The following is a 20,707-nucleotide window of genomic DNA, read 5'->3' on the forward strand; positions in this document are numbered from 1 at the left end:
GGCCCATGGGCTCGGGCAAGTCCACGGTCGGCGGACTGCTCGCCGAGCGTCTTGGCGTGCCGTACCGGGACACCGACGCCGATATCGTCGCGGCGCAGCGCCGGGAGATCTCGGACATCTTCGTCGACGCGGGCGAGCCGTACTTCCGTGAGCTCGAACGGCAGGCCGTACGCGCCGCGCTCGCCGAGCACCCGGGCGTACTCGCCCTCGGCGGCGGCGCGATCCTCGACGACTCGACCCGCGAACTGCTCGCCGGGCTGCCCGTCGTCTATCTGTCGCTGGACGTCGAGGAGGCGGTACGGCGGGTCGGCCTCAACCAGGCGCGCCCCCTGCTCGCCGTCAACCCGCGCCGCCAGTGGCGCGAGTTGATGGACGCACGCCGCCATCTGTACACGGAAGTCGCGCGCGTCGTCGTCGCCACCGACGACCGCACCCCCGAAGAGGTCGCCCAGGCGGTCCTCGACGCTTTGGAGCTGAAGGACGTATGACGGACCAGGCTGTGACCCGTATCCAGGTCGGCGGCACGGAAGGCTCCGATCCGTACGAGGTGCTGGTCGGCCGGCAGCTGCTCGACGAGCTGCCCGGGCTCATCGGCCGGGCACAGCGCGTGGCCGTGCTGCACCCGGAGGCCCTCGCCGAGACGGGTGAGGCGATCCGCGAGGACCTCGCCTCCCAGGGCTTCGAGGCCATCGCGATTCAGCTGCCCAACGCCGAGGAGGCCAAGACCGTCGAGGTCGCGGCGTACTGCTGGAAGGCGCTCGGCCAGACCGGATTCACCCGCTCCGACGTCATCGTCGGCGTCGGCGGCGGCGCAACCACCGATGTCGCCGGGTTCGTCGCGGCGACCTGGCTGCGCGGGGTGCGCTGGATCGCCGTGCCCACGACCGTGCTCGCCATGGTCGACGCGGCGGTCGGCGGCAAGACCGGCATCAACACCGCCGAGGGCAAGAACCTCGTCGGGGCCTTCCACCCGCCCGCCGGGGTGCTCTGCGACCTCGCCGCGCTCGACTCGCTGCCCGTCAACGACTACGTCAGCGGCATGGCCGAGATCATCAAGGCCGGTTTCATTGCCGACCCCGCGATTCTCGACCTCGTCGAGTCCGATCCGCAGGGCGCGCGCAGTCCCGCAGGACCGCACACCGCCGAGCTGATCGAGCGCTCCATCCGGGTCAAGGCGGAGGTCGTCTCCAACGACCTCAAGGAGTCGGGCCTGCGGGAGATCCTCAACTACGGCCACACGCTCGCCCACGCCATCGAGAAGAACGAACGCTACAAGTGGCGGCACGGCGCGGCCGTCTCGGTCGGTATGGTCTTCGCCGCCGAACTGGGCCGCCTGGCGGGCCGGTTGGACGACGCGACCGCCGACCGGCACCGCTCGGTCCTGGAGTCCGTCGGGCTGCCGCTGACCTACCGCGGCGACCAGTGGCCCAAGCTCCTTCAGACGATGAAGGTCGACAAGAAGTCCCGTGGCAATCTGCTGCGGTTCATCGTCCTCGACGGCCTCGCCAAGCCGACCGTGCTGGAGGGCCCTGACCCGGCGGTGCTGCTCGCCGCGTACGGAGAGGTGTCCGCATGACGCGTCAGGTGCTGGTACTCAACGGCCCCAACCTCGGAAGGCTGGGCTCGCGCGAGCCCGACGTCTACGGCGCGACCTCCTACGCGGGTCTGGTGGAGACCTGCCAGGAGCTCGGCAAGGAGCTCGGCTTCGACGTCGACGTGCGGGAGACGAACGACGAGGGCGAGATGATCCGCTGGCTGCACGAGGCCGCGGACGGCTCAATTCCGGTCGTTCTCAACCCCGGTGCCTTTACGCACTATTCGTACGGGATGCGCGACGCGGCCGCCCAGCGGACCGCCCCGCTGATCGAGGTCCACATCTCGAATCCGTACACCCGCGAGGCATTTCGGCACACTTCGGTGGTCGCGGCGGTCGCCAGCGGCACGATCGCGGGCTTCGGCATCGGCTCGTACCGGCTCGCTCTGCGGGCGCTGGCCGAGGAATTGACTGGCTGACAGGGCACTTCGGACGGCTCCCGGCCGTTCCCACGGGGGGCGAACGGGAAGGTACCGTTCGGTAGCAAGGCGGCCTGGAGGGCGCCTGACCAGCGTGAGTCGTACGAGACGGAGTGGCACCGGATGCAGCACGCAGTGGGGGGTCCGCTGCCTCCGCCCCAGGAACCGGGGCAGGGACCGGCCGGATGGACACACAGCGCCCAGCACCCGGGGCCGCCGCCGGGCGCTCCCGCGGGACCCCCGCCGCCGCACGGCCGGCCCCCCGCCGGACCACCTCCCGGCGCACCCGCCGGACCCCCGCCGCCGCATCCTGCCGTGCCGCCGCAGGGCCGGCCGCCTGCCGGGCCTCACCCGGGCGCCCCTGCCGGGCCTCCGCCCGGCGCGCCGGGCGGCCCGCCGCACTCGCAGGGACAGCACCCCGCAGGACCGCCACCGGCGGCCCCCGCCGGGCCCCCGCACACGCACGGCGGGCACCCCGCCCCCGGCTGGACCGGTCCCACCCCGCGGCACGCCTCGGCCCCGCCCTCCCGTGAGACCACGGGCCACATCCAGCTGCCACCCGGCGGACCGGTTCCCATGCCCGCGCCGCCCCCGGCCGACAGCGGCACCGGCACGGCCACGCTCGCCGTGCTGCTCATCGGCCCGGCCGGCGCGGGCAAGACGACCGTGGCCAGGCACTGGGCCGCCGCCCGGCGCGTCCCCACCGCGCACATCAGCCTCGACGACGTACGCGAATGGGTCTGCTCCGGCTTCGCCGACCCCCAGTCCGGCTGGAACGACCACTCCGAGGCGCAGTACCGCCTCGCCCGCCGCACCTGCGGATTCGCCGCCCGGAACTTCCTGGCCAACGGCATCTCCTGCATCCTCGACGACGCCGTCTTCCCCGACCGCCCGGTCGTCGGCCTCGGCGGCTGGAAGCGCCACGTCGGCCCCGGGCTGCTGCCCGTGGTCCTGCTTCCCGGCCTCGAGGTCGTGCTGGAGCGCAACGCCGAGCGCAGCGGAAACCGCCGCCTCTCGGACGAGGAAGTGGCCAGCATCCACGGCCGGATGGCCGGCTGGTACGGATCGGGGCTGCCGATCATCGACAACTCCAAGTACGACGTGGAGACCACGGCCCGGGTGCTCGACGATGTGCTGGCCCGGTCCATCGCCAGCCCGCCGAACTGGTAGCCCGCGGGCCGGCCGAGCCCACCCCCGGTCGGACGCGCTGACCAGGCCGGACCGCGCGACCGCTCGTAGGCTCGGAACATGTCAGAGGTGTATGGGGTCCGCCGCGGCCGGCTGCGGGACCGGTGCGCGGCCACCGGCAGCGCCGGGGTTCTTGTCTCCCGCCCCGCGAACGTCCGCTACCTCGCGGGCGTCGCACCGCTCGGCGCCGTACTGCTGCTCGCCCCCCGCGAGGACGTCCTGCTCTGCCCCGGCACGCCCACCAGTGATCCCGCCGACGGCCGCCCCGACGAACAGCTCCGGCTGACCGTACTGCCCACCTCGGCCGGCGATCCGGCGGTCGCCGCCGCCGAGCAGGCGCGCACGGCGGGCGTCGAGTCGCTCGCCGTCGAGGAGCACCATCTGACCGTGGCCCGCCACCGCGCCCTGGCCTCGGTCGCGCCGCGGCTGCGTCTCGCCGACCTCGGCCTCGCCGTCGAACAGCAGCGCCTCGTCAAGGACGAGGAGGAGATCGCCTGCCTGCGGATCGCGGCCGAGATCGCCGACCAGGCCCTCGGCGAACTGCTGGAGTCGATCCTGGTCGGCCGCACCGAGCGGCATCTCGCGCTGGAGCTGGAGCGGCGGCTCGTCGACCACGGCGCCGACGGTCCCGCCTTCCCGACCTCGGTCGCCACCGGTCCGAATTCAGGCCGAGGGGGTCACCGCCCCAGCGACCGCCGCGTCGAGGAGGGTGATTTCCTCTCGGTCTGCGTCGGCGCGAACTATCGCGGCTACCGCTGCGAGATCGGCCGTACGTTCGTCATCGGGACGACCCCGGCAGACTGGCAGATCGACCTGTACGATCTCGTATTCGCCGCTCAGCGGGCCGCCCGTGAGTCTCTCGCACCGGGAGCCGGGTTCCGCGACGTGGACCACGCGGCCCGCCAGATCCTGGACGCGGCGGGCCATGGAGAGGGCCTCGCACCCCGCACCGGGCACGGCGTCGGACTCGAAATCGACGAGGACCCGCAGCTCGCCCCTGCGGCCATGGGTAAACTGGACGCTTGTGTGCCGGTCACCGTCGAACCGGGGGTCCACCTCCCGGGCCGGGGCGGTGTCCGGATCGATGACACGCTCGTCGTGCGCCAGGAGGCGGACGGCGGACCCGAGCTACTCACCATCACGACCAAGGAGCTGCTCGCGCTCTAGCTTTTCGCTGCAGCGCGCTTCCTCGGTCGTCCACCAGCGTCAGTCCAGGAGATTCCGCAACCGTGGCTTCCACGAACGACCTCAAGAACGGCATGGTGCTCAAGCTCGACGGAGGCCAGCTCTGGTCCGTCGTCGAGTTCCAGCACGTCAAGCCCGGCAAGGGCCCCGCCTTTGTGCGCACCAAGCTGAAGAACGTGCTCTCCGGCAAGGTCGTCGACAAGACGTTCAACGCCGGCGTGAAGGTCGAGACGGCCACCGTCGACCGCCGAGACATGCAGTTCTCGTACATGGACGGCGAGTACTTCGTCTTCATGGACATGCAGACGTACGACCAGCTGCACATCGAGCGCAAGGCCGTCGGTGACGCCGCCAACTTCCTGATCGAGGGCTTCACCGCCAGCGTCGCGCAGCACGAGGGTGCGGTGCTCTACGTCGAGCTGCCCGCCGCCGTCGAGCTGACCATCCAGCACACCGACCCGGGCGTCCAGGGCGACCGCTCCACCGGCGGCACCAAGCCCGCCACGCTGGAGACCGGTTTCGAGATCGGCGTCCCGCTCTTCATCACCACCGGTGAGAAGATCAAGGTCGACACCCGCTCCGGTGAGTACCTCGGCCGGGTGAACAGCTAACCGTGGCTGCCCGGAACAAGGCCCGCAAGCGCGCCTTCCAGATCCTCTTCGAGGCCGACCAGCGCGGGGCGTCCGTGCAGACGGTCCTCGCGGACTGGATCCGGCACTCGCGGTCCGACGACCGGCAGCCGCCGGTCGGCGAGTACACCATGGAGCTCGTCGAGGGGTACGCGCAGCACGCGGACCGGATCGACGATCTCATCGCCACCTACTCGGTCGGCTGGACCCTGGACCGGATGCCGGTCGTCGACCGCAACATCATCCGGCTCGGCGCGTACGAGCTGGTGTGGGTGGACGAGACGCCGGACGCGGTGGTGATCGACGAGGCGGTGCAGCTCGCCAAGGAGTTCTCCACCGACGAGTCGCCGTCGTTCGTGAACGGCATGCTCGGCCGCTTCAAGGACCTCAAGCCGAGCCTGCGTCGCGACTAGCCGAGGGGCTGCCGGGGCTGGTTTCCCACCGCGCACCGAACGCCGACGGGGCTGGATCTTCCAGCCCCGTCGGCGTTTCGGCTGTAGCCGCCGGGCCTCGTCAACGCAGCGGAGGGCGAACCCGTACATGACGGGTTCGCCCTCCGACGTGACGTTTCTCCTGAAGTGGCGTCAGCCCTCTTCGTGGGTGACCGCGCGCCGCGCGTCCGCGTCGAGCACGCCCCAGCTGATGAGCTGCTCGGTCAGGACCGACGGCGACTGGTCATAGATCACGGCCAGGGTGCGCAGGTCGTCCTGACGGATCGACAGCACCTTGCCGTTGTAGTCGCCGCGCTGGGACTGGATCGTGGCGGCATAGCGCTGCAGCGGGCCTGCCTTCTCCTGCGGCACGTGGGCGAGCCGCTCCAGATCCAGGACGAGCTTCGGCGGCGGCTCGGCGGCCCCGCCCGGCGTGGTGCCGGGAAGCAGCTCCTGCACCGGGACGCCGTAGAAGTCCGCAAGCTCGGCAAGTCGCTGTACGGTCACGGCGCGGTCGCCGCGCTCGTACGAGCCGACGACAACGGCCTTCCAGCGGCCCTGGGACTTCTCTTCCACGCCGTGGAGGGAAAGCCCCTGCTGGGTGCGGATGGCGCGGAGCTTGGCCCCGAGCTGTTTTGCGTATTCGCTGGACATATAGCTCCCCGGACGCTGAGACAACGTGCGGCTCCGCCGCGCGGCTGGTAACTCACTGTGAGGTTACGCAGCGTTACTTGGATGCGTCAAGCCGAAAAGGTCCGTCCGGATCTCCCGCGGGGGCGGGACCCGGGGCGCGGGGCGGCCCTGGTAGCGTAGGAGCGCAATTTCGACGTCCTTTAAGATCCGTCCCGTGAGGCGGAGAAGGAGGTCCGTTTCATATGGACACGCCTGGCAGTTCCGATGCGGCACGCCCCGTTCTCGAGGCCCCCGACATCGCGCGGGTACTGACCCGCATCGCCCACGAGATCGTCGAACGCGCCAAGGGCGCCGACGACGTGGTGCTTCTCGGCATTCCGACCCGCGGTGTGTACCTCGCCCGCCGGCTCGCCGACAAGCTCGAAGAGATCACCGGCCGCACGATCCCGGTCGGCTCGCTCGACATCACCATGTACCGCGACGACCTGCGGATGCGGCCCGCCCGCGCGCTGGCCCGCACCGACATCCCCGGTGACGGCGTCGACGGCCGCCTGGTCGTCCTGGTCGACGACGTGCTCTTCTCCGGCCGCACCATCCGCGCCGCGCTCGACGCGCTCGGCGACATTGGCCGGCCCCGCGCGGTACAGCTCGCGGTCCTCGTCGACCGCGGCCACCGCGAACTCCCGATCCGTGCCGACTACGTCGGCAAGAACCTCCCCACGTCGCTGCGGGAGACGGTCAAGGTCCTGCTCTCCGAGGAGGACGGTCGCGACACCGTGCTGCTCGGTGTGCGTGAGACCGCCCCGGCCGGCGAGCAGTAGCACCCCTCCGTACGCCCACCAGTCCCGTACGGACGTGCCACCTGCGCGCCCGCATGCCGCTGAGCCTGTCCGGGACCGCACCCCACCTGCGGCTCGGCCGCAGGCCCGGACCCACGACCTTCAGACAACGGAGCACACCCAGATGAAGCGCCACCTCATCTCGGCCGCCGACCTCACCCGCGACGACGCCGTGCTGATCCTCGACACCGCCGAGGAGATGGCCCGGGTCGCCGACCGGCCGATCAAGAAGCTGCCCACCCTGCGCGGCCGTACCGTCGTCAACCTCTTCTTCGAGGACTCGACGCGGACCCGGATCTCCTTCGAGGCCGCCGCCAAGCGCCTCTCCGCCGATGTCATCAACTTCTCCGCCAAGGGCTCGTCGGTCTCCAAGGGCGAGTCGCTCAAGGACACCGCGCTGACGCTGGAGGCGATGGGCGCGGACGCCGTCGTCATCCGGCACGGCGCCTCCGGAGCCCCCTACCGCCTGGCCACTTCCGGCTGGATCGACGGCGCCGTCGTGAACGCCGGTGACGGTACCCACGAGCATCCCACCCAGGCGCTGCTCGACGCCTTCACCATGCGCCGCCGCCTCGTCGGAGCGGACGCCGGGCTCGGGCGTGGCCTGGACGGCCGCCGGATCACGATCGTCGGCGACATCCTGCACAGCCGCGTCGCCCGTTCCAACGTCCTGCTGCTGGGCACCCTCGGCGCCCAGGTCACCCTGGTCGCCCCGCCCACCCTGGTCCCCATCGGTGTCGAGAACTGGCCGTGCGAGGTGTCGTACGACCTCGACGAGGTGCTGCCGAAGTCCGACGCGGTGATGATGCTGCGTGTGCAGCGCGAGCGGATGAACGCCGCCTTCTTCCCCACCGAGCGCGAGTACTCGCGCCGCTACGGCCTGGACGGCGACCGCATGGCGCGGATGCCCGAGCACGCCATCGTGATGCACCCCGGACCGATGAACCGCGGCATGGAGATCACCGCTCAGGTCGCCGACTCCGACCGCTGCACGGCCGTCGAGCAGGTCGCCAACGGCGTCTCGACCCGGATGGCCGTCCTGTACCTGCTTCTGGGCGGCAATGAGCCCGCCGTCAGCCCCACCCACGCGCGCACCGAGGAGAACAAGTAACCATGAGCAAAATCCTTATTCGCGGCGCGAAGGTGCTGGGCGGCGAGGCCCAGGACGTCCTGATCGACGGCGAGACCATCGCCGCGGTCGGTACGGGCCTGCCGGCCGAGGGTGCGACGGTGATCGAGGCCGCTGGGCGGATCCTGCTGCCCGGTCTCGTCGACCTGCACACCCATCTGCGCGAGCCCGGCCGCGAGGACTCCGAGACCGTCCTCACCGGCACCAAGGCTGCCGCCGTCGGCGGGTTCACCGCCGTCCACGCCATGGCCAACACCTTCCCGGTCGCCGACACGGCCGGTGTGGTCGAGCAGGTCTACCGCCTCGGCAAGGAGTCCGGCTACTGCGACGTGCAGCCCGTCGGCGCCGTCACGGTCGGCCTGGAGGGCAAGAAGCTCGCCGAGCTCGGCGCCATGCACGACTCGGCAGCGGGCGTGAAGGTCTTCTCCGACGACGGCAAGTGCGTCGACGACGCCGTGATCATGCGCCGCGCCCTGGAGTACGTGAAGGCCTTCGACGGCGTCGTCGCCCAGCACGCCCAGGAGCCCCGCCTCACCGAGGGCGCCCAGATGAACGAGGGCGTCGTCTCCGCCGAGCTCGGCCTCGGCGGCTGGCCCGCGGTCGCCGAGGAGTCGATCATCGCCCGCGATGTCCTCCTCGCCGCCCACGTCGGCTCCCGCGTCCACATCTGCCACCTCTCCACCGCGGGCTCGGTCGAGATCGTCCGCTGGGCCAAGTCCAAGGGCTGGAACGTCACCGCCGAGGTCACCCCGCACCACCTCCTCCTCACCGACGAGCTGGTGCGCACGTACAACCCCGTCTACAAGGTCAACCCGCCGCTGCGCACCGAGGCCGACGTCCTGGCCCTGCGCGAGGCCCTCGCCGACGGCACCATCGACTGCGTTGCCACGGACCACGCCCCGCACCCGCACGAGGACAAGGACTGCGAGTGGGCCGCGGCCGCCATGGGCATGGTCGGCCTGGAAACCGCTCTGTCCGTCGTCCAGCAGACGATGGTCGACACGGGCCTCATCGACTGGGCGGGCGTCGCCGACCGGATGAGCTTCCGCCCGGCCGCCATCGGCCGCCTGGAGGGTCACGGACGCCCCGTCTCGGCAGGTGAGCCCGCGAACCTCACGCTCGTCGATCCGGCATACCGTGGAGCCGTGGACCCCGCGGGCTTCGCCTCCCGCAGCCGCAACACCCCCTACGAGGGCCGCGAGCTGCCGGGACGCGTGACCCACACCTTCCTGCGGGGCAGGGCCACGGTCGTCGACGGGAAGCTCGCGTGACATCACTCATCGTCCTGGCCGCCGGGGAGAAGTCGGCGGAGGTGACCAACTGGGCCGGACGCATCGGCTGGGTGGTCGGACTGCTGCTCTTCATCGCCCTCGTCTACTGGCTGATGCGCCAGGGGTGGAAGTGGCGCGCCAGCCTCCAGTCGGACCTTCCCGAGCTGCCTGCCCGCCCGTCTCCCACCACCACCCTCAACCGAGACGGCAAGTCGCCGCTGCCTGGAATGCCCGAGTCGCCCGGCGAGGCGACACTGAGCATGAGCGGCCGCTACCACGGCTCCACGACCGCGGGGCAGTGGCTGGACCGGATCGTGGCCCATGGTCTGGGCACCCGCAGCCGCGTCGAGCTCACGCTCACCGATTCGGGACTGGACGTCGTACGTCCCGGGGCGCAGGACTTCTTCATCCCCACGGCGGCCCTGCGCGAGGCGAGGCTCGACAAGGCCATCGCGGGCAAGGTCCTTGCCGAGGGCGGACTGCTGATCGTCACCTGGGCGCACGGCGACACGCTGATCGACTCCGGCTTCCGTTCCGACCACGCGGCCGAGCACGCCGCCTGGGTCGGGGCGATCAACAACCTGAACCAGAACAGCACGACGGAAGGCGCACGATGACGACCTCCACCCGGGGAGCCGCCAAGGTTCCCGCCGTACTCGTCCTGGAGGACGGCCGTACCTTCCGCGGCCGTGCCTACGGGGCCGTGGGGGAGACCTTCGGCGAGGCGGTGTTCAACACCGGCATGACCGGTTACCAGGAGACGCTCACCGACCCGTCCTACCACCGCCAGGTCGTCGTGATGACCGCCCCGCACGTCGGCAACACCGGCGTCAACGACGAGGACGACGAGTCCGGGCGGATCTGGGTCGCCGGCTATGTCGTACGCGACCCCGCGCGCGTGCCCTCCAACTGGCGCTCACGCCGCTCCCTCGACGACGAGCTCGTCGCCCAGGGCGTCGTCGGCATCAGCGGCATCGACACCCGCGCGCTCACCCGCCACCTGCGCGAGCGCGGCGCCATGCGCGTCGGCATCTTCTCCGGCGCGGCGGTGATGGACGACGCCACGCTGCTCGGCAAGGTGCAGGCCTCCCCGCAGATGAAGGGCGCGAACCTGTCCGCCGAGGTGGCCACCACCCAGACGTACGTCGTCCCCGCGACCGGTACCAAGAAGTTCACCGTCGCCGCAATAGACCTCGGTATCAAGGGCATGACCCCGCAGCTGATGGCCGAGCGAGGCATCGAGGTGCACGTCCTGCCAGCCACGGCCACGGTCGAGGACGTGTACGCGGTCAACCCCGACGGCGTGTTCCTCTCCAACGGCCCCGGCGACCCGGCCACCGCCGATCTGACCGTGGTCAAGACAGTCCTGGAGCGCAGGACGCCCCTGTTCGGCATCTGCTTCGGCAACCAGCTCCTCGGCCGCTCCCTCGGCTTCGGCACGTACAAGCTGAAGTACGGCCACCGCGGCATCAACCAGCCCGTGCAGGACCGCTCGACCGGCAAGGTCGAGGTCACCGCGCACAACCACGGATTCGCCGTCGACGCGCCGCTCGACAAGGTCTCCGACACCCCCTACGGCCGCGCCGAGGTCTCCCACGTCTGCCTCAACGACAACGTGGTCGAAGGCCTCCGGCTGCTCGACCAGCCGGCCTTCAGCGTCCAGTACCACCCCGAGGCGGCCGCGGGCCCGCACGACGCCGCGTACCTGTTCGACCGCTTCGTAACCCTGATGGAGGGCCAGCGTGCCTAAGCGCTCCGATATCCAGTCCGTCCTGGTCATCGGCTCCGGCCCGATCGTCATCGGGCAGGCCGCCGAGTTCGACTACTCCGGCACCCAGGCCTGCCGCGTCCTCAAGTCCGAGGGCCTGCGCGTCATCCTGGTGAACTCCAACCCGGCGACGATCATGACCGACCCGGAGATCGCCGACGCCACCTACGTCGAGCCGATCACCCCCGAGTTCGTCGAGAAGATCATCGCCAAGGAGCGCCCCGACGCGCTGCTGCCCACCCTCGGCGGCCAGACCGCGCTGAACACCGCCATCTCCATGCACGAGCAGGGTGTGCTGGAGAAGTACGGCGTCGAGCTCATCGGCGCCAATGTCGAGGCGATCAACAAGGGCGAGGACCGCGAACTGTTCAAGGGCGTCGTCGAGGCCGTCAACGCCAAGATCGGCCACGGCGAGTCCGCGCGCTCGGTCATCTGCCACTCGATGGACGACGTCCTGGGGGGCGTCGACGAACTCGGCGGCTACCCGGTCGTCGTCCGCCCCTCCTTCACGATGGGCGGCGCGGGCTCCGGCTTCGCGCACGACGAGGACGAGCTGCGCCGCATCGCCGGACAGGGCCTCACGCTCTCCCCGACCACCGAGGTGCTCCTGGAGGAGTCCATCCTCGGCTGGAAGGAGTACGAGCTGGAGCTGATGCGCGACAAGCACGACAACGTCGTGGTCGTCTGCTCCATCGAGAACTTCGACCCCATGGGCGTGCACACCGGTGACTCGATCACCGTCGCCCCGGCGATGACCCTGACGGACCGTGAGTACCAGCGGCTGCGCGACATCGGTATCGCGATCATCCGCGAGGTCGGGGTGGACACCGGCGGCTGCAACATCCAGTTCGCGGTCAACCCCGAAGACGGCCGGATCATCGTCATCGAGATGAACCCGCGCGTCTCGCGCTCCTCGGCGCTGGCGTCGAAGGCGACCGGCTTCCCGATCGCCAAGATCGCCGCCCGTCTCGCCGTCGGCTACACCCTGGACGAGATCCCCAACGACATCACCGAGAAGACCCCGGCGTCCTTCGAGCCCACGCTCGACTACGTCGTGGTCAAGGTGCCGCGGTTCGCCTTCGAGAAGTTCCCGTCCGCCGACGCCACCCTCACCACCACCATGAAGTCGGTGGGCGAGGCCATGGCGATCGGCCGGAACTTCACCGAGGCGCTGAACAAGGCGCTGCGCTCGCTGGAGAAGAATGGCAGCCAGTTCTCCTTCACCTCGGAGCCGGGCGACAAGGCGGAGCTGCTGGAGACCGCCAAGGTCCCCACCGACGGCCGGATCAACACCGTCATGCAGGCCATCCGCGCGGGCGCCACCCCCGAGGAGGTCTTCGAGGCCACCAAGATCGACCCGTGGTTCGTCGACCAGCTCTTCCTGATCAAGGAGCACGCCGACGAGCTCGCCGCCGCCGAGAAGCTCGACCCCGAGCTGCTCTCGGACGCCAAGCGCCACGGCTTCTCCGACGCCCAGATCGCCGAGATCCGGGGGCTGCGCGAAGACGTCGTACGCGAGGTCCGGCACGCGCTGGGCATCCGCCCGGTCTACAAGACGGTCGACACCTGCGCCGCCGAATTCGCCGCCAGGACCCCGTACTTCTACTCCTCGTACGACGAGGAGAGCGAGGTCGCGCCGCGCGAGAAGCCCGCCGTGATCATCCTCGGCTCGGGTCCGAACCGGATCGGCCAGGGCATCGAGTTCGACTACTCCTGTGTCCACGCCTCCTTCGCGCTGAGCGACGCGGGCTACGAGACCGTGATGGTCAACTGCAACCCGGAGACCGTCTCCACCGACTACGACACCTCCGACCGGCTCTACTTCGAGCCGCTCACGCTGGAGGACGTCCTGGAGATCGTCCACGCCGAATCGCTGGCCGGGCCCATCGCCGGCGTCATCGTCCAGCTCGGCGGCCAGACCCCGCTGGGTCTCGCGCAGGACCTCAAGGACAACGGCGTGCCGATCGTCGGCACCTCGCCCGAGGCCATCCACTCCGCCGAGGACCGCGGCGCCTTCGGCCAGGTGCTCGCCGAGGCCGGTCTCCCGGCCCCCAAGCACGGCACCGCGACCACCTTCGCCGGGGCCAAGGCCATCGCCGACGAGATCGGCTACCCCGTCCTCGTACGCCCGTCGTACGTGCTCGGCGGGCGCGGGATGGAGATCGTGTACGACGAGGCTCGCCTGGAGGCGTACATCGCCGAGTCGACCGAGATCAGCCCCACCCGTCCCGTCCTGGTCGACCGCTTCCTCGACGACGCGATCGAGATCGACGTCGACGCGCTCTACGACGGCACCGAGCTCTACCTCGGCGGCGTCATGGAGCACATCGAGGAGGCCGGTATCCACTCCGGCGACTCGGCGTGCGCGCTGCCCCCGATCACGCTCGGCGGCTTCGACATCAAGCGGCTGCGGGCCTCGACCGAGGCGATCGCCAAGGGTGTCGGCGTACGCGGTCTGATCAACATCCAGTTCGCGATGGCCGGCGACATCCTGTACGTCCTCGAAGCCAACCCCCGGGCCTCGCGGACCGTTCCCTTCACCTCGAAGGCGACCGCCGTACCGCTGGCGAAGGCCGCGGCCCGTATCTCGCTGGGCGCGACGATCGCCGAACTGCGCGCCGAGGGCATGCTCCCGGCGAACGGTGACGGCGGCACCCTGCCGATGGACTCACCGATCTCCGTCAAGGAGGCCGTGATGCCGTGGTCGCGCTTCCGCGACATCCACGGTCGCGGTGTCGACACCGTCCTCGGCCCGGAGATGCGCTCCACCGGCGAGGTCATGGGCATCGACTCGGTCTTCGGCACGGCGTACGCCAAATCGCAGGCGGGTGCGTACGGACCGCTGCCGACCAAGGGCCGCGCGTTCATCTCGGTCGCCAACCGCGACAAGCGCTCGATGATCTTCCCGGCGCGCGAGCTGGTGGCGCACGGCTTCGAGCTGCTCGCCACGTCCGGCACGGCCGAGGTGCTCAAGCGCAACGGCATCAACGCCACGATCGTGCGCAAGCAGAGCGAGGGCCAGGGCCCGAACGGGGAGCGGACCATCGTCCAGCTCATCCACGACGGAGACGTCGACCTCATCGTCAACACCCCGTACGGAACGGGTGGCCGTCTCGACGGCTACGAGATCCGCACGGCAGCCGTGGCGCGCTCCGTGCCGTGCCTGACGACGGTCCAGGCGCTCGCCGCCGCCGTCCAGGGCATCGACGCGCTCAACCGCGGTGATGTGGGCGTGCGTTCACTCCAGGAACACGCGGAACACCTGACCGCGGCCCGCGACTAGCAAACGGCGAGGGGGACACCGGAAACGGTGTCCCCCTCTTCGTGAGGACACCAGCATGTACAAGTTCTTCTTCAGCCTCGTCTTCAAGCGGATGGACCCGGAGCAGGCCCACTACCTGGCCTTTCGCTGGATCCGGCTCGCGGTCCGGGTGCCCGTGCTGCGTACGTTCGTCGCGGCCGTGCTCGCGCCCCGGTACGCGTCGCTGCGCACCGAGGCGTTCGGTCTGCGGATGCACGGCCCCTTCGGCCTCGCCGCCGGCTTCGACAAGAACGCCGTCGCCGTCGACGGCATGTCGATGCTCGGCTTCGACCACATCGAGATCGGCACGGTCACGGGCGACGCGCAGCCGGGCAACCCCAAGAAGCGCCTCTTCCGCCTCGTTCCGGACCGCGCGCTGATCAACCGCATGGGCTTCAACAACGAGGGCTCTGCCGCCGTCGCCGAGCGGCTGCACGCGCGCGTGCCGGTCTTCAGGACCGTCGTGGGCGTCAACATCGGCAAGACCAAGGTGGTCCCGGAGGACGAAGCGGCCGCCGACTACGTGAAGTCGACCGAGCGGCTCGCCGCGTACGCCGACTACCTCGTCGTGAATGTCTCCTCGCCGAACACGCCCGGCCTGCGCAACCTCCAGGCCACCGAGTCGCTGCGCCCGCTGCTGACCGCCGTGCGCGAGGCGGCCGACCGCACGGTCACCGACCGCCGCGTCCCCCTCCTGGTCAAGATCGCCCCGGATCTCGCCGACGAGGACGTCGACGCCGTCGCCGACCTCGCCCTCGAACTGGGGCTGGACGGCATCATCGCCACCAACACGACCATCGCGCGCGAGGGCCTCGGCCTGAAGTCCGACCCGGCGCTGATCAAGGAGACCGGCGGTCTGTCCGGCGCACCGGTCAAAAAACGCTCCCTGGAGGTCCTCAGGCGCCTCTACGCGCGCGTGGGCGACCGGATCACCCTGGTGGGCGTCGGCGGCGTCGAGAACGCCGAGGACGCCTGGCAGCGCATCCTGGCGGGCGCCACGCTCGTCCAGGGCTACAGCGCCTTCATCTACGAGGGCCCTTTCTACGCCCGTGCGATCCACAAGGGCCTCGCGGCCCGGCTCGCGGCCTCCCCGTACGCAACCCTCGCCGACGCCGTCGGCGCCGAGACCCGGAAGGCGACCACGTGACCCTCGCACCCTTCGGCGCACGCCTGCGCCACGCCATGGACACCCGCGGCCCCCTCTGCGTCGGGATCGACCCGCACGCGTCCCTGCTGAGCGCCTGGGGCCTGAGCGACGACATCGCGGGCCTGGAGCGCTTCACGCGTACGACCGTCGAGGCGCTGGCCGACCGGGTCGCCGTCCTCAAGCCGCAGTCGGCGTTCTTCGAGCGCTTCGGCTCACGCGGCATCGCCGTGCTGGAGAAGGCGGTCGAGGAGGCACGGGCCGCGGGCGCGCTGGTGCTCATGGACGCCAAGCGGGGCGACATCGGCTCGACGATGGGCGCGTACGCGGCGACCTACCTCGACAAGGACTCGCCGCTCTTCTCGGACGCGGTGACCCTCTCGCCGTATCTGGGCTTCGGCTCGCTGCGTCCGGCGCTGGACGCGGCCGCTGTCTCGGGTGCGGGCGTCTTCGTCCTGGCCCTCACCTCGAATCCGGAGGGCGCGGAGGTGCAGCGCTCCACAGCCGCGGACGGCCGGTCGCTGGCGCAGCTGATGCTCGACCACATGGCGGCGGAGAACGCGGGCGCCACACCGATGGGGTCCGTGGGCGCGGTCGTCGGCGCGACGCTGGGCGACGCGGGGGTGAACCTCGACATCAACGGGCCGCTCCTGGCACCCGGAATCGGAGCACAGGGCGCGACCCCCGCGGACCTTCCCGGAGTCTTCGGCCGGGCAGTCGGGAATGTCGTGCCGAGCGTCAGCCGGGGCGTCCTGCGGCACGGTCCGGACGTGGCCGCGCTGAGGGAGTCGGCGACGCGCTTCGCGGACGAGGTGCGCGCGGCGGTCTCCGGCGTTTAGCCCCTGGCAGGGGGCCTCGAACACGTCGGCGAAAGTCCCTGCATCGACCACGTTGACGAAAACTTGGCTCAAAACCTGGACGATATGTCGGAAATGTCCTAGTCGGTCGATGCTGACCAGGACTTTTCGTCTGTTCTCGCTGACTGGAGCGGTCTTGGCCGCTAGTCTCCGTCGAAGAGCGAACGTGCACTGCGTTGCCCGTTGCTCGCCTGGTGAGGCGCGCCAAGGTTCCTCACCGGTCCGTATCCGACAGTTCGACATCCGAGGTGACGTAGGCGTGGCTCTTCCGCCCCTTACCCCTGAACAGCGCGCAGCCGCGCTCGAAAAGGCCGCCGCGGCTCGCCGGGAGCGGGCCGAGGTCAAGAATCGACTCAAGCACTCCGGCGCCTCGCTCCACGAGGTCATCAAGCAGGGTCAGGAGAACGACGTCATCGGCAAGATGAAGGTCTCCGCTCTCCTTGAGTCCCTGCCTGGCGTGGGCAAGGTCCGCGCCAAGCAGATCATGGAGCGGCTCGGCATCTCCGAGAGCCGTCGTGTGCGCGGTCTCGGCTCGAACCAGATCGCCTCCCTGGAGCGCGAGTTCGGCGGCGGTGCCGCCTGACGTTCCCGGGCACTCCCGGGAACCTGGATAATCGCTGCATGGCAGCAGAGGTACGTCCGCGGCTGACCGTGCTCTCCGGCCCCTCCGGGGTCGGCAAGAGCACGGTCGTCGCCCATATGCGCAAGGTCCACCCCGAGGTATGGCTCTCGGTGTCGGCCACCACAAGAAAGCCGCGCCCCGGCGAGCGCCACGGCGTTCAGTATTTCTTCGTCACCGACGAGGAATTCGACAAGCTGATCGCCAATGGCGAGCTGCTGGAATGGGCGGAGTTCGCGGGCAATCGCTACGGCACGCCGCGCCGTGCGGTCCTCGAACGCCTGGACGCGGGCGAGCCGGTGCTGCTCGAGATCGATCTCCAGGGTGCGCGGCAGGTCAAGGAATCCATGCCGGATTCGCAACTTGTCTTCCTGGCCCCGCCGAGCTGGGAGGAACTGGTCCGTCGGCTCACTGGCCGCGGAACCGAGTCCGCCGAGGTCATCGAGCGCCGGCTGGCGGTCGCGAAGGTGGAGCTGGCCGCCGAGTCGGAGTTCGATGTCACCCTGGTCAATACCTCCGTCGAGGACGTGGCGCGTGAGCTGCTAGCCTTGATGGCAGTTGTCTGATCTTTGTCCGATCATTTGTGCAAGTTCTTCGGAAGGCTAGAGAGTGTCCTCTTCCATCACTGCGCCCGAGGGCATCATCAACCCGCCGATCGACGAGCTGCTCGAGGCCACCGACTCGAAGTACAGCCTTGTTATCTACGCGGCCAAGCGCGCGCGCCAGATCAACGCGTACTACTCGCAGCTCGGCGAGGGTCTCCTCGAGTACGTCGGTCCGCTGGTGGACACCCACGTCCACGAGAAGCCGCTCTCGATTGCCCTGCGTGAGATCAACGCGGGTCTGCTGACCTCGGAGGCCATTGAGGGCCCGGCTCAGTAGCGTTTTACGCTTTTCACCACAGGCCCGGCGGCGCGTCCGCCGGGCCTGTGGTCTGTTCGGGGTCCCCACGGGGGTCGTTCCCCCGGATTGATGCAGCATGGGCATGTACGAATCGTCGGGAGCGGGGAGTTCCGTGGTGGACAGGCCGAAGGTCGTTCTGGGGGTCAGCGGAGGCATCGCCGCGTACAAGGCGTGCGAGCTGCTGCGCAGGCTGACGGAGTCGGGCCACGACGTACGGGTGGTGCCGACCCAGTCGGCGCTGCACTTCGTCGGCGCCGCGACCTGGTCCGCGCTCTCCGGTCACCCCGTGTCGACCGAGGTCTGGTCCGATGTCCACGAGGTTCCGCATGTACGGATCGGGCAGGGGGCCGACCTGGTCGTCGTCGCCCCGGCCACGGCCGACCTGCTCGCCAAGGCGGCCCACGGCCTCGCCGACGACCTGCTCACCAACACGCTCCTCACGGCCCGCTGTCCGGTGGTCTTCGCGCCCGCCATGCACACCGAGATGTGGGAGCACCCCGCGACCCAGGAGAATGTCGCCACACTGCGCCGCCGGGGCGCCGTCGTCATCGAGCCCGCGGTCGGCCGGCTCACCGGCGTCGACACCGGCAAGGGGAGGCTGCCCGAGCCCGGCGAGATCTTCGAGGTCTGCCGGCGGGTGCTCGCCCGCGGCATGGCGGCCCCGGATCTCGCGGGCCGCCATGTGGTCGTCAGCGCCGGTGGCACGCGCGAGCCGCTGGACCCGGTGCGCTACCTGGGCAACCGCTCCTCGGGCAAGCAGGGGTACGCCCTGGCCCGTACAGCCGCGGCCCGCGGTGCCCGCGTCACGCTCATCGAGGCCAACACCGGCATCGCCGACCCGGCGGGCGTCGACGTCGTCCACGTCGGCACGGCCGTCCAGCTGCGCGAGGCCGTGCTCAAAGCCGCGGCGGACGCCGACGCCGTGGTGATGGCCGCGGCGGTCGCGGACTTCCGTCCCGCCGCGTACGCCGAGGGCAAGATCAAGAAGAAGGACGGCCAGGAGCCCGCGCCCATCGCGCTGGTCCGCAACCCGGACATCCTCGCCGAGATCTCCACCGAGCGGGCCCGCCCGGGCCAGGTGGTCGTCGGCTTCGCCGCGGAGACCGACGACGTGCTCGCCAACGGCCGCGAGAAGCTGCGCCGCAAGGGCTGTGACCTGTTGGTGGTCAACGAGGTGGGGGAGCGCAAGACCTTCGGCTCGGAGGAGAACGAGGCTGTGGTGCTCGCCGCGGACGGCGGTGAGACGCCGGTTCCGTACGGACCCAAGGAGTCCTTGGCGGACATTGTCTGGGACCTGGTCGTGCCGCGCCTTGGGTGAATTCTTGGGTTCGCTTCGATGTACGGATGAAATCCCAAGAAGTCCGGCATACTGACCCAGGAACCCGGTCTGTCGCTCTGCAGCCCCGCGTCGGAACACACGTCACACAGCTCCCACGGAGCGAGACGGGTGGACCACGATGGGAGAGCGCCGGATAAACTGCTCATGGAACGTCGCGGGGCGCAGCCCCCGGCCGGTCCGCCAATGATCAGCCAGCAGCCGCTGCAACCCCAGGGAGCATTGTGTCCCGTCGTCTGTTCACCTCGGAGTCCGTGACCGAGGGTCACCCCGACAAGATCGCTGACCAGATCAGCGACACGATTCTCGACGCCCTTCTGCGGGAGGACCCGACCTCCCGGGTCGCCGTGGAGACCTTGATCACCACCGGTCTGGTGCATGTCGCCGGCGAGGTGACCACCAAGGCGTACGCCGACATCCCCACGCTGGTGCGCAACAAGATCCTCGAGATCGGTTACGACTCCTCGAAGAAGGGCTTCGACGGCGCGTCCTGCGGCGTCTCGGTCTCCATCGGCGCACAGTCGCCGGACATCGCGCAGGGCGTCGACACCGCGTACGAGAAGCGTGTCGAGGGCGACGAGGACGAGCTCGACAAGCAGGGCGCCGGCGACCAGGGCCTGATGTTCGGCTACGCCTGCGACGAGACTCCCGAGCTGATGCCGCTGCCGATCTACGTGGCACACCGGCTCTCGCGCCGTCTGTCCGAGGTCCGCAAGAACGGGACCATCCCGTACCTGCGCCCCGACGGCAAGACCCAGGTCACCATCGAGTACGACGGCGACAAGGCCGTGCGCCTGGACACCGTGGTCGTCTCCTCGCAGCACGCGTCGGACATCGACCTGGACTCGCTGCTCGCGCCCGACATCCGCGAGTTCGTCGTCGAGCACGTGCTCAAGCAGCTCGTCGAGGACGGCATCAAGCTGGACACCGACGGCTACCGGCTGCTGGTCAACCCGACCGGCCGCTTTGAGATCGGCGGCCCGATGGGCGACGCCGGCCTCACCGGCCGCAAGATCATCATCGACACCTACGGCGGCATGGCCCGCCACGGCGGCGGCGCCTTCTCCGGCAAGGACCCGTCGAAGGTGGACCGCTCGGCGGCGTACGCGATGCGCTGGGTCGCGAAGAACGTCGTGGCCGCCGGCCTCGCGGCCCGCTGCGAGGTCCAGGTCGCATACGCGATCGGCAAGGCCGAGCCGGTGGGCCTCTTCGTCGAGACCTTCGGCACCGCCGCGGTCGACGTCGAGAAGATCGAGCAGGCCATCGGAGAGGTCTTCGACCTGCGCCCGGCGGCGATCATCCGCGACCTGGACCTGCTCCGCCCGATCTACGCGCAGACCGCGGCGTACGGCCACTTCGGCCGTGAGCTGCCGGACTTCACGTGGGAGCGCACGGACCGCGTGGACGCGCTGCGCAAGGCCGCGGGTCTGTAAGCGAGGAGCATGCCTGTCGGCCCCGGAC

21 protein-coding genes are annotated in these 20,707 nt (G+C 70.1%); 20 read left to right on the forward strand and 1 reads right to left on the reverse strand.

Annotation, left to right across the window (positions count from 1 at the left end):
• The first annotated feature begins 5 nt into the window (after nt 1-5).
• The 7 genes from OOK40_RS33940 (at nt 6) to nusB (ending at nt 5,428) form a co-directional block, all read left to right on the forward strand.
• Nucleotides 6-488 carry a shikimate kinase gene (locus tag OOK40_RS33940; protein ID WP_266489555.1) on the forward strand — a complete coding sequence of 161 codons (483 nt, stop codon included), beginning with the start codon at nt 6-8 and terminating at the stop codon, nt 486-488.
• Nucleotides 485-1,576 (forward strand): 3-dehydroquinate synthase, encoded by a 1,092-nt coding sequence (gene aroB, locus OOK40_RS33945; RefSeq protein WP_266489354.1) that lies wholly within the window; start codon nt 485-487, stop codon nt 1,574-1,576. The genes OOK40_RS33940 and aroB overlap by 4 nt, the downstream gene beginning before the upstream one ends.
• Complete coding sequence (gene aroQ, locus OOK40_RS33950; RefSeq protein ID WP_266489356.1) at nt 1,573-2,013, forward strand: type II 3-dehydroquinate dehydratase; 441 nt, start codon at nt 1,573-1,575, stop codon at nt 2,011-2,013. The genes aroB and aroQ overlap by 4 nt, the downstream gene beginning before the upstream one ends.
• Nucleotides 2,014-2,136: 123 nt before the next feature.
• Complete coding sequence (locus OOK40_RS33955; RefSeq protein WP_266489358.1) at nt 2,137-3,183, forward strand: AAA family ATPase; 1,047 nt, start codon at nt 2,137-2,139, stop codon at nt 3,181-3,183.
• A gap of 78 nt (nt 3,184-3,261) precedes the next feature.
• Nucleotides 3,262-4,368, forward strand: a complete 1,107-nt coding sequence (locus tag OOK40_RS33960; protein WP_266489360.1) for an aminopeptidase P family protein — start codon at nt 3,262-3,264, stop codon at nt 4,366-4,368.
• Between the two features lie 62 nt (nt 4,369-4,430).
• Nucleotides 4,431-4,997 carry an elongation factor P gene (efp, locus tag OOK40_RS33965; RefSeq protein WP_266489361.1) on the forward strand — a complete coding sequence of 189 codons (567 nt, stop codon included), beginning with the start codon at nt 4,431-4,433 and terminating at the stop codon, nt 4,995-4,997.
• Between the two features lie 2 nt (nt 4,998-4,999).
• Complete coding sequence (gene nusB / locus OOK40_RS33970) at nt 5,000-5,428, forward strand: transcription antitermination factor NusB (RefSeq protein ID WP_266489363.1); 429 nt, start codon at nt 5,000-5,002, stop codon at nt 5,426-5,428.
• Nucleotides 5,429-5,599: 171 nt separating this feature from the next.
• On the opposite strand, the gene bldD is transcribed toward nusB, so the two are convergent.
• Nucleotides 5,600-6,100, reverse strand: a complete 501-nt coding sequence (bldD, locus tag OOK40_RS33975) for a transcriptional regulator BldD (RefSeq protein WP_266489365.1) — start codon at nt 6,098-6,100, stop codon at nt 5,600-5,602.
• Between the two features lie 221 nt (nt 6,101-6,321).
• Between bldD and pyrR the strand changes: the two genes are divergently transcribed.
• The 13 genes from pyrR to metK all read left to right on the forward strand — a co-directional run bounded on the left by pyrR (nt 6,322) and on the right by metK (nt 20,679).
• Complete coding sequence (gene pyrR, locus OOK40_RS33980; protein WP_266489367.1) at nt 6,322-6,900, forward strand: bifunctional pyr operon transcriptional regulator/uracil phosphoribosyltransferase PyrR; 579 nt, start codon at nt 6,322-6,324, stop codon at nt 6,898-6,900.
• 142 nt (nt 6,901-7,042) lie between these two features.
• The gene (locus tag OOK40_RS33985) at nt 7,043-8,029 is read left to right on the forward strand and encodes an aspartate carbamoyltransferase catalytic subunit (RefSeq protein ID WP_266489370.1); all 987 of its coding nucleotides are present in this window, start codon (nt 7,043-7,045) and stop codon (nt 8,027-8,029) included.
• Nucleotides 8,030-8,031: 2 nt separating this feature from the next.
• The gene (locus OOK40_RS33990; protein ID WP_266489372.1) at nt 8,032-9,318 is read left to right on the forward strand and encodes a dihydroorotase; all 1,287 of its coding nucleotides are present in this window, start codon (nt 8,032-8,034) and stop codon (nt 9,316-9,318) included.
• Nucleotides 9,315-9,935, forward strand: a complete 621-nt coding sequence (locus OOK40_RS33995; protein ID WP_266489375.1) for a hypothetical protein — start codon at nt 9,315-9,317, stop codon at nt 9,933-9,935. Before OOK40_RS33990 ends, OOK40_RS33995 begins: the two co-directional genes overlap by 4 nt.
• On the forward strand, nt 9,932-11,068 hold the full coding sequence (gene carA, locus OOK40_RS34000; RefSeq protein WP_266489378.1) for a glutamine-hydrolyzing carbamoyl-phosphate synthase small subunit: 1,137 nt from the start codon (nt 9,932-9,934) through the stop codon (nt 11,066-11,068). Before OOK40_RS33995 ends, carA begins: the two co-directional genes overlap by 4 nt.
• Nucleotides 11,061-14,369 (forward strand): carbamoyl-phosphate synthase large subunit, encoded by a 3,309-nt coding sequence (gene carB / locus OOK40_RS34005; RefSeq protein WP_266489381.1) that lies wholly within the window; start codon nt 11,061-11,063, stop codon nt 14,367-14,369. Before carA ends, carB begins: the two co-directional genes overlap by 8 nt.
• A gap of 55 nt (nt 14,370-14,424) precedes the next feature.
• Nucleotides 14,425-15,534 (forward strand): quinone-dependent dihydroorotate dehydrogenase, encoded by a 1,110-nt coding sequence (locus OOK40_RS34010; RefSeq protein ID WP_266489384.1) that lies wholly within the window; start codon nt 14,425-14,427, stop codon nt 15,532-15,534.
• Nucleotides 15,531-16,370: an orotidine-5'-phosphate decarboxylase gene (pyrF, locus tag OOK40_RS34015; protein ID WP_266489387.1), complete on the forward strand. Its 840-nt coding sequence runs from the start codon at nt 15,531-15,533 to the stop codon at nt 16,368-16,370. Before OOK40_RS34010 ends, pyrF begins: the two co-directional genes overlap by 4 nt.
• 277 nt (nt 16,371-16,647) lie before the next feature.
• Complete coding sequence (locus OOK40_RS34020) at nt 16,648-16,971, forward strand: integration host factor (protein WP_005319887.1); 324 nt, start codon at nt 16,648-16,650, stop codon at nt 16,969-16,971.
• A 38-nt stretch (nt 16,972-17,009) separates the two neighbouring features.
• Nucleotides 17,010-17,573 (forward strand): guanylate kinase, encoded by a 564-nt coding sequence (gmk, locus tag OOK40_RS34025; protein WP_266489392.1) that lies wholly within the window; start codon nt 17,010-17,012, stop codon nt 17,571-17,573.
• Between the two features lie 43 nt (nt 17,574-17,616).
• Nucleotides 17,617-17,889 (forward strand): DNA-directed RNA polymerase subunit omega, encoded by a 273-nt coding sequence (gene rpoZ, locus OOK40_RS34030; protein WP_005319902.1) that lies wholly within the window; start codon nt 17,617-17,619, stop codon nt 17,887-17,889.
• A gap of 136 nt (nt 17,890-18,025) precedes the next feature.
• The gene (coaBC, locus tag OOK40_RS34035; protein ID WP_266489393.1) at nt 18,026-19,228 is read left to right on the forward strand and encodes a bifunctional phosphopantothenoylcysteine decarboxylase/phosphopantothenate--cysteine ligase CoaBC; all 1,203 of its coding nucleotides are present in this window, start codon (nt 18,026-18,028) and stop codon (nt 19,226-19,228) included.
• A 242-nt stretch (nt 19,229-19,470) separates the two neighbouring features.
• Nucleotides 19,471-20,679, forward strand: a complete 1,209-nt coding sequence (gene metK / locus OOK40_RS34040; RefSeq protein ID WP_266489394.1) for a methionine adenosyltransferase — start codon at nt 19,471-19,473, stop codon at nt 20,677-20,679.
• The last annotated feature ends 28 nt before the right edge of the window (nt 20,680-20,707 follow it).

The sequence above is a fragment of the Streptomyces sp. NBC_01481 genome (assembly GCF_026339995.1).
In the GTDB taxonomy this organism is placed as follows: domain Bacteria; phylum Actinomycetota; class Actinomycetes; order Streptomycetales; family Streptomycetaceae; genus Streptomyces.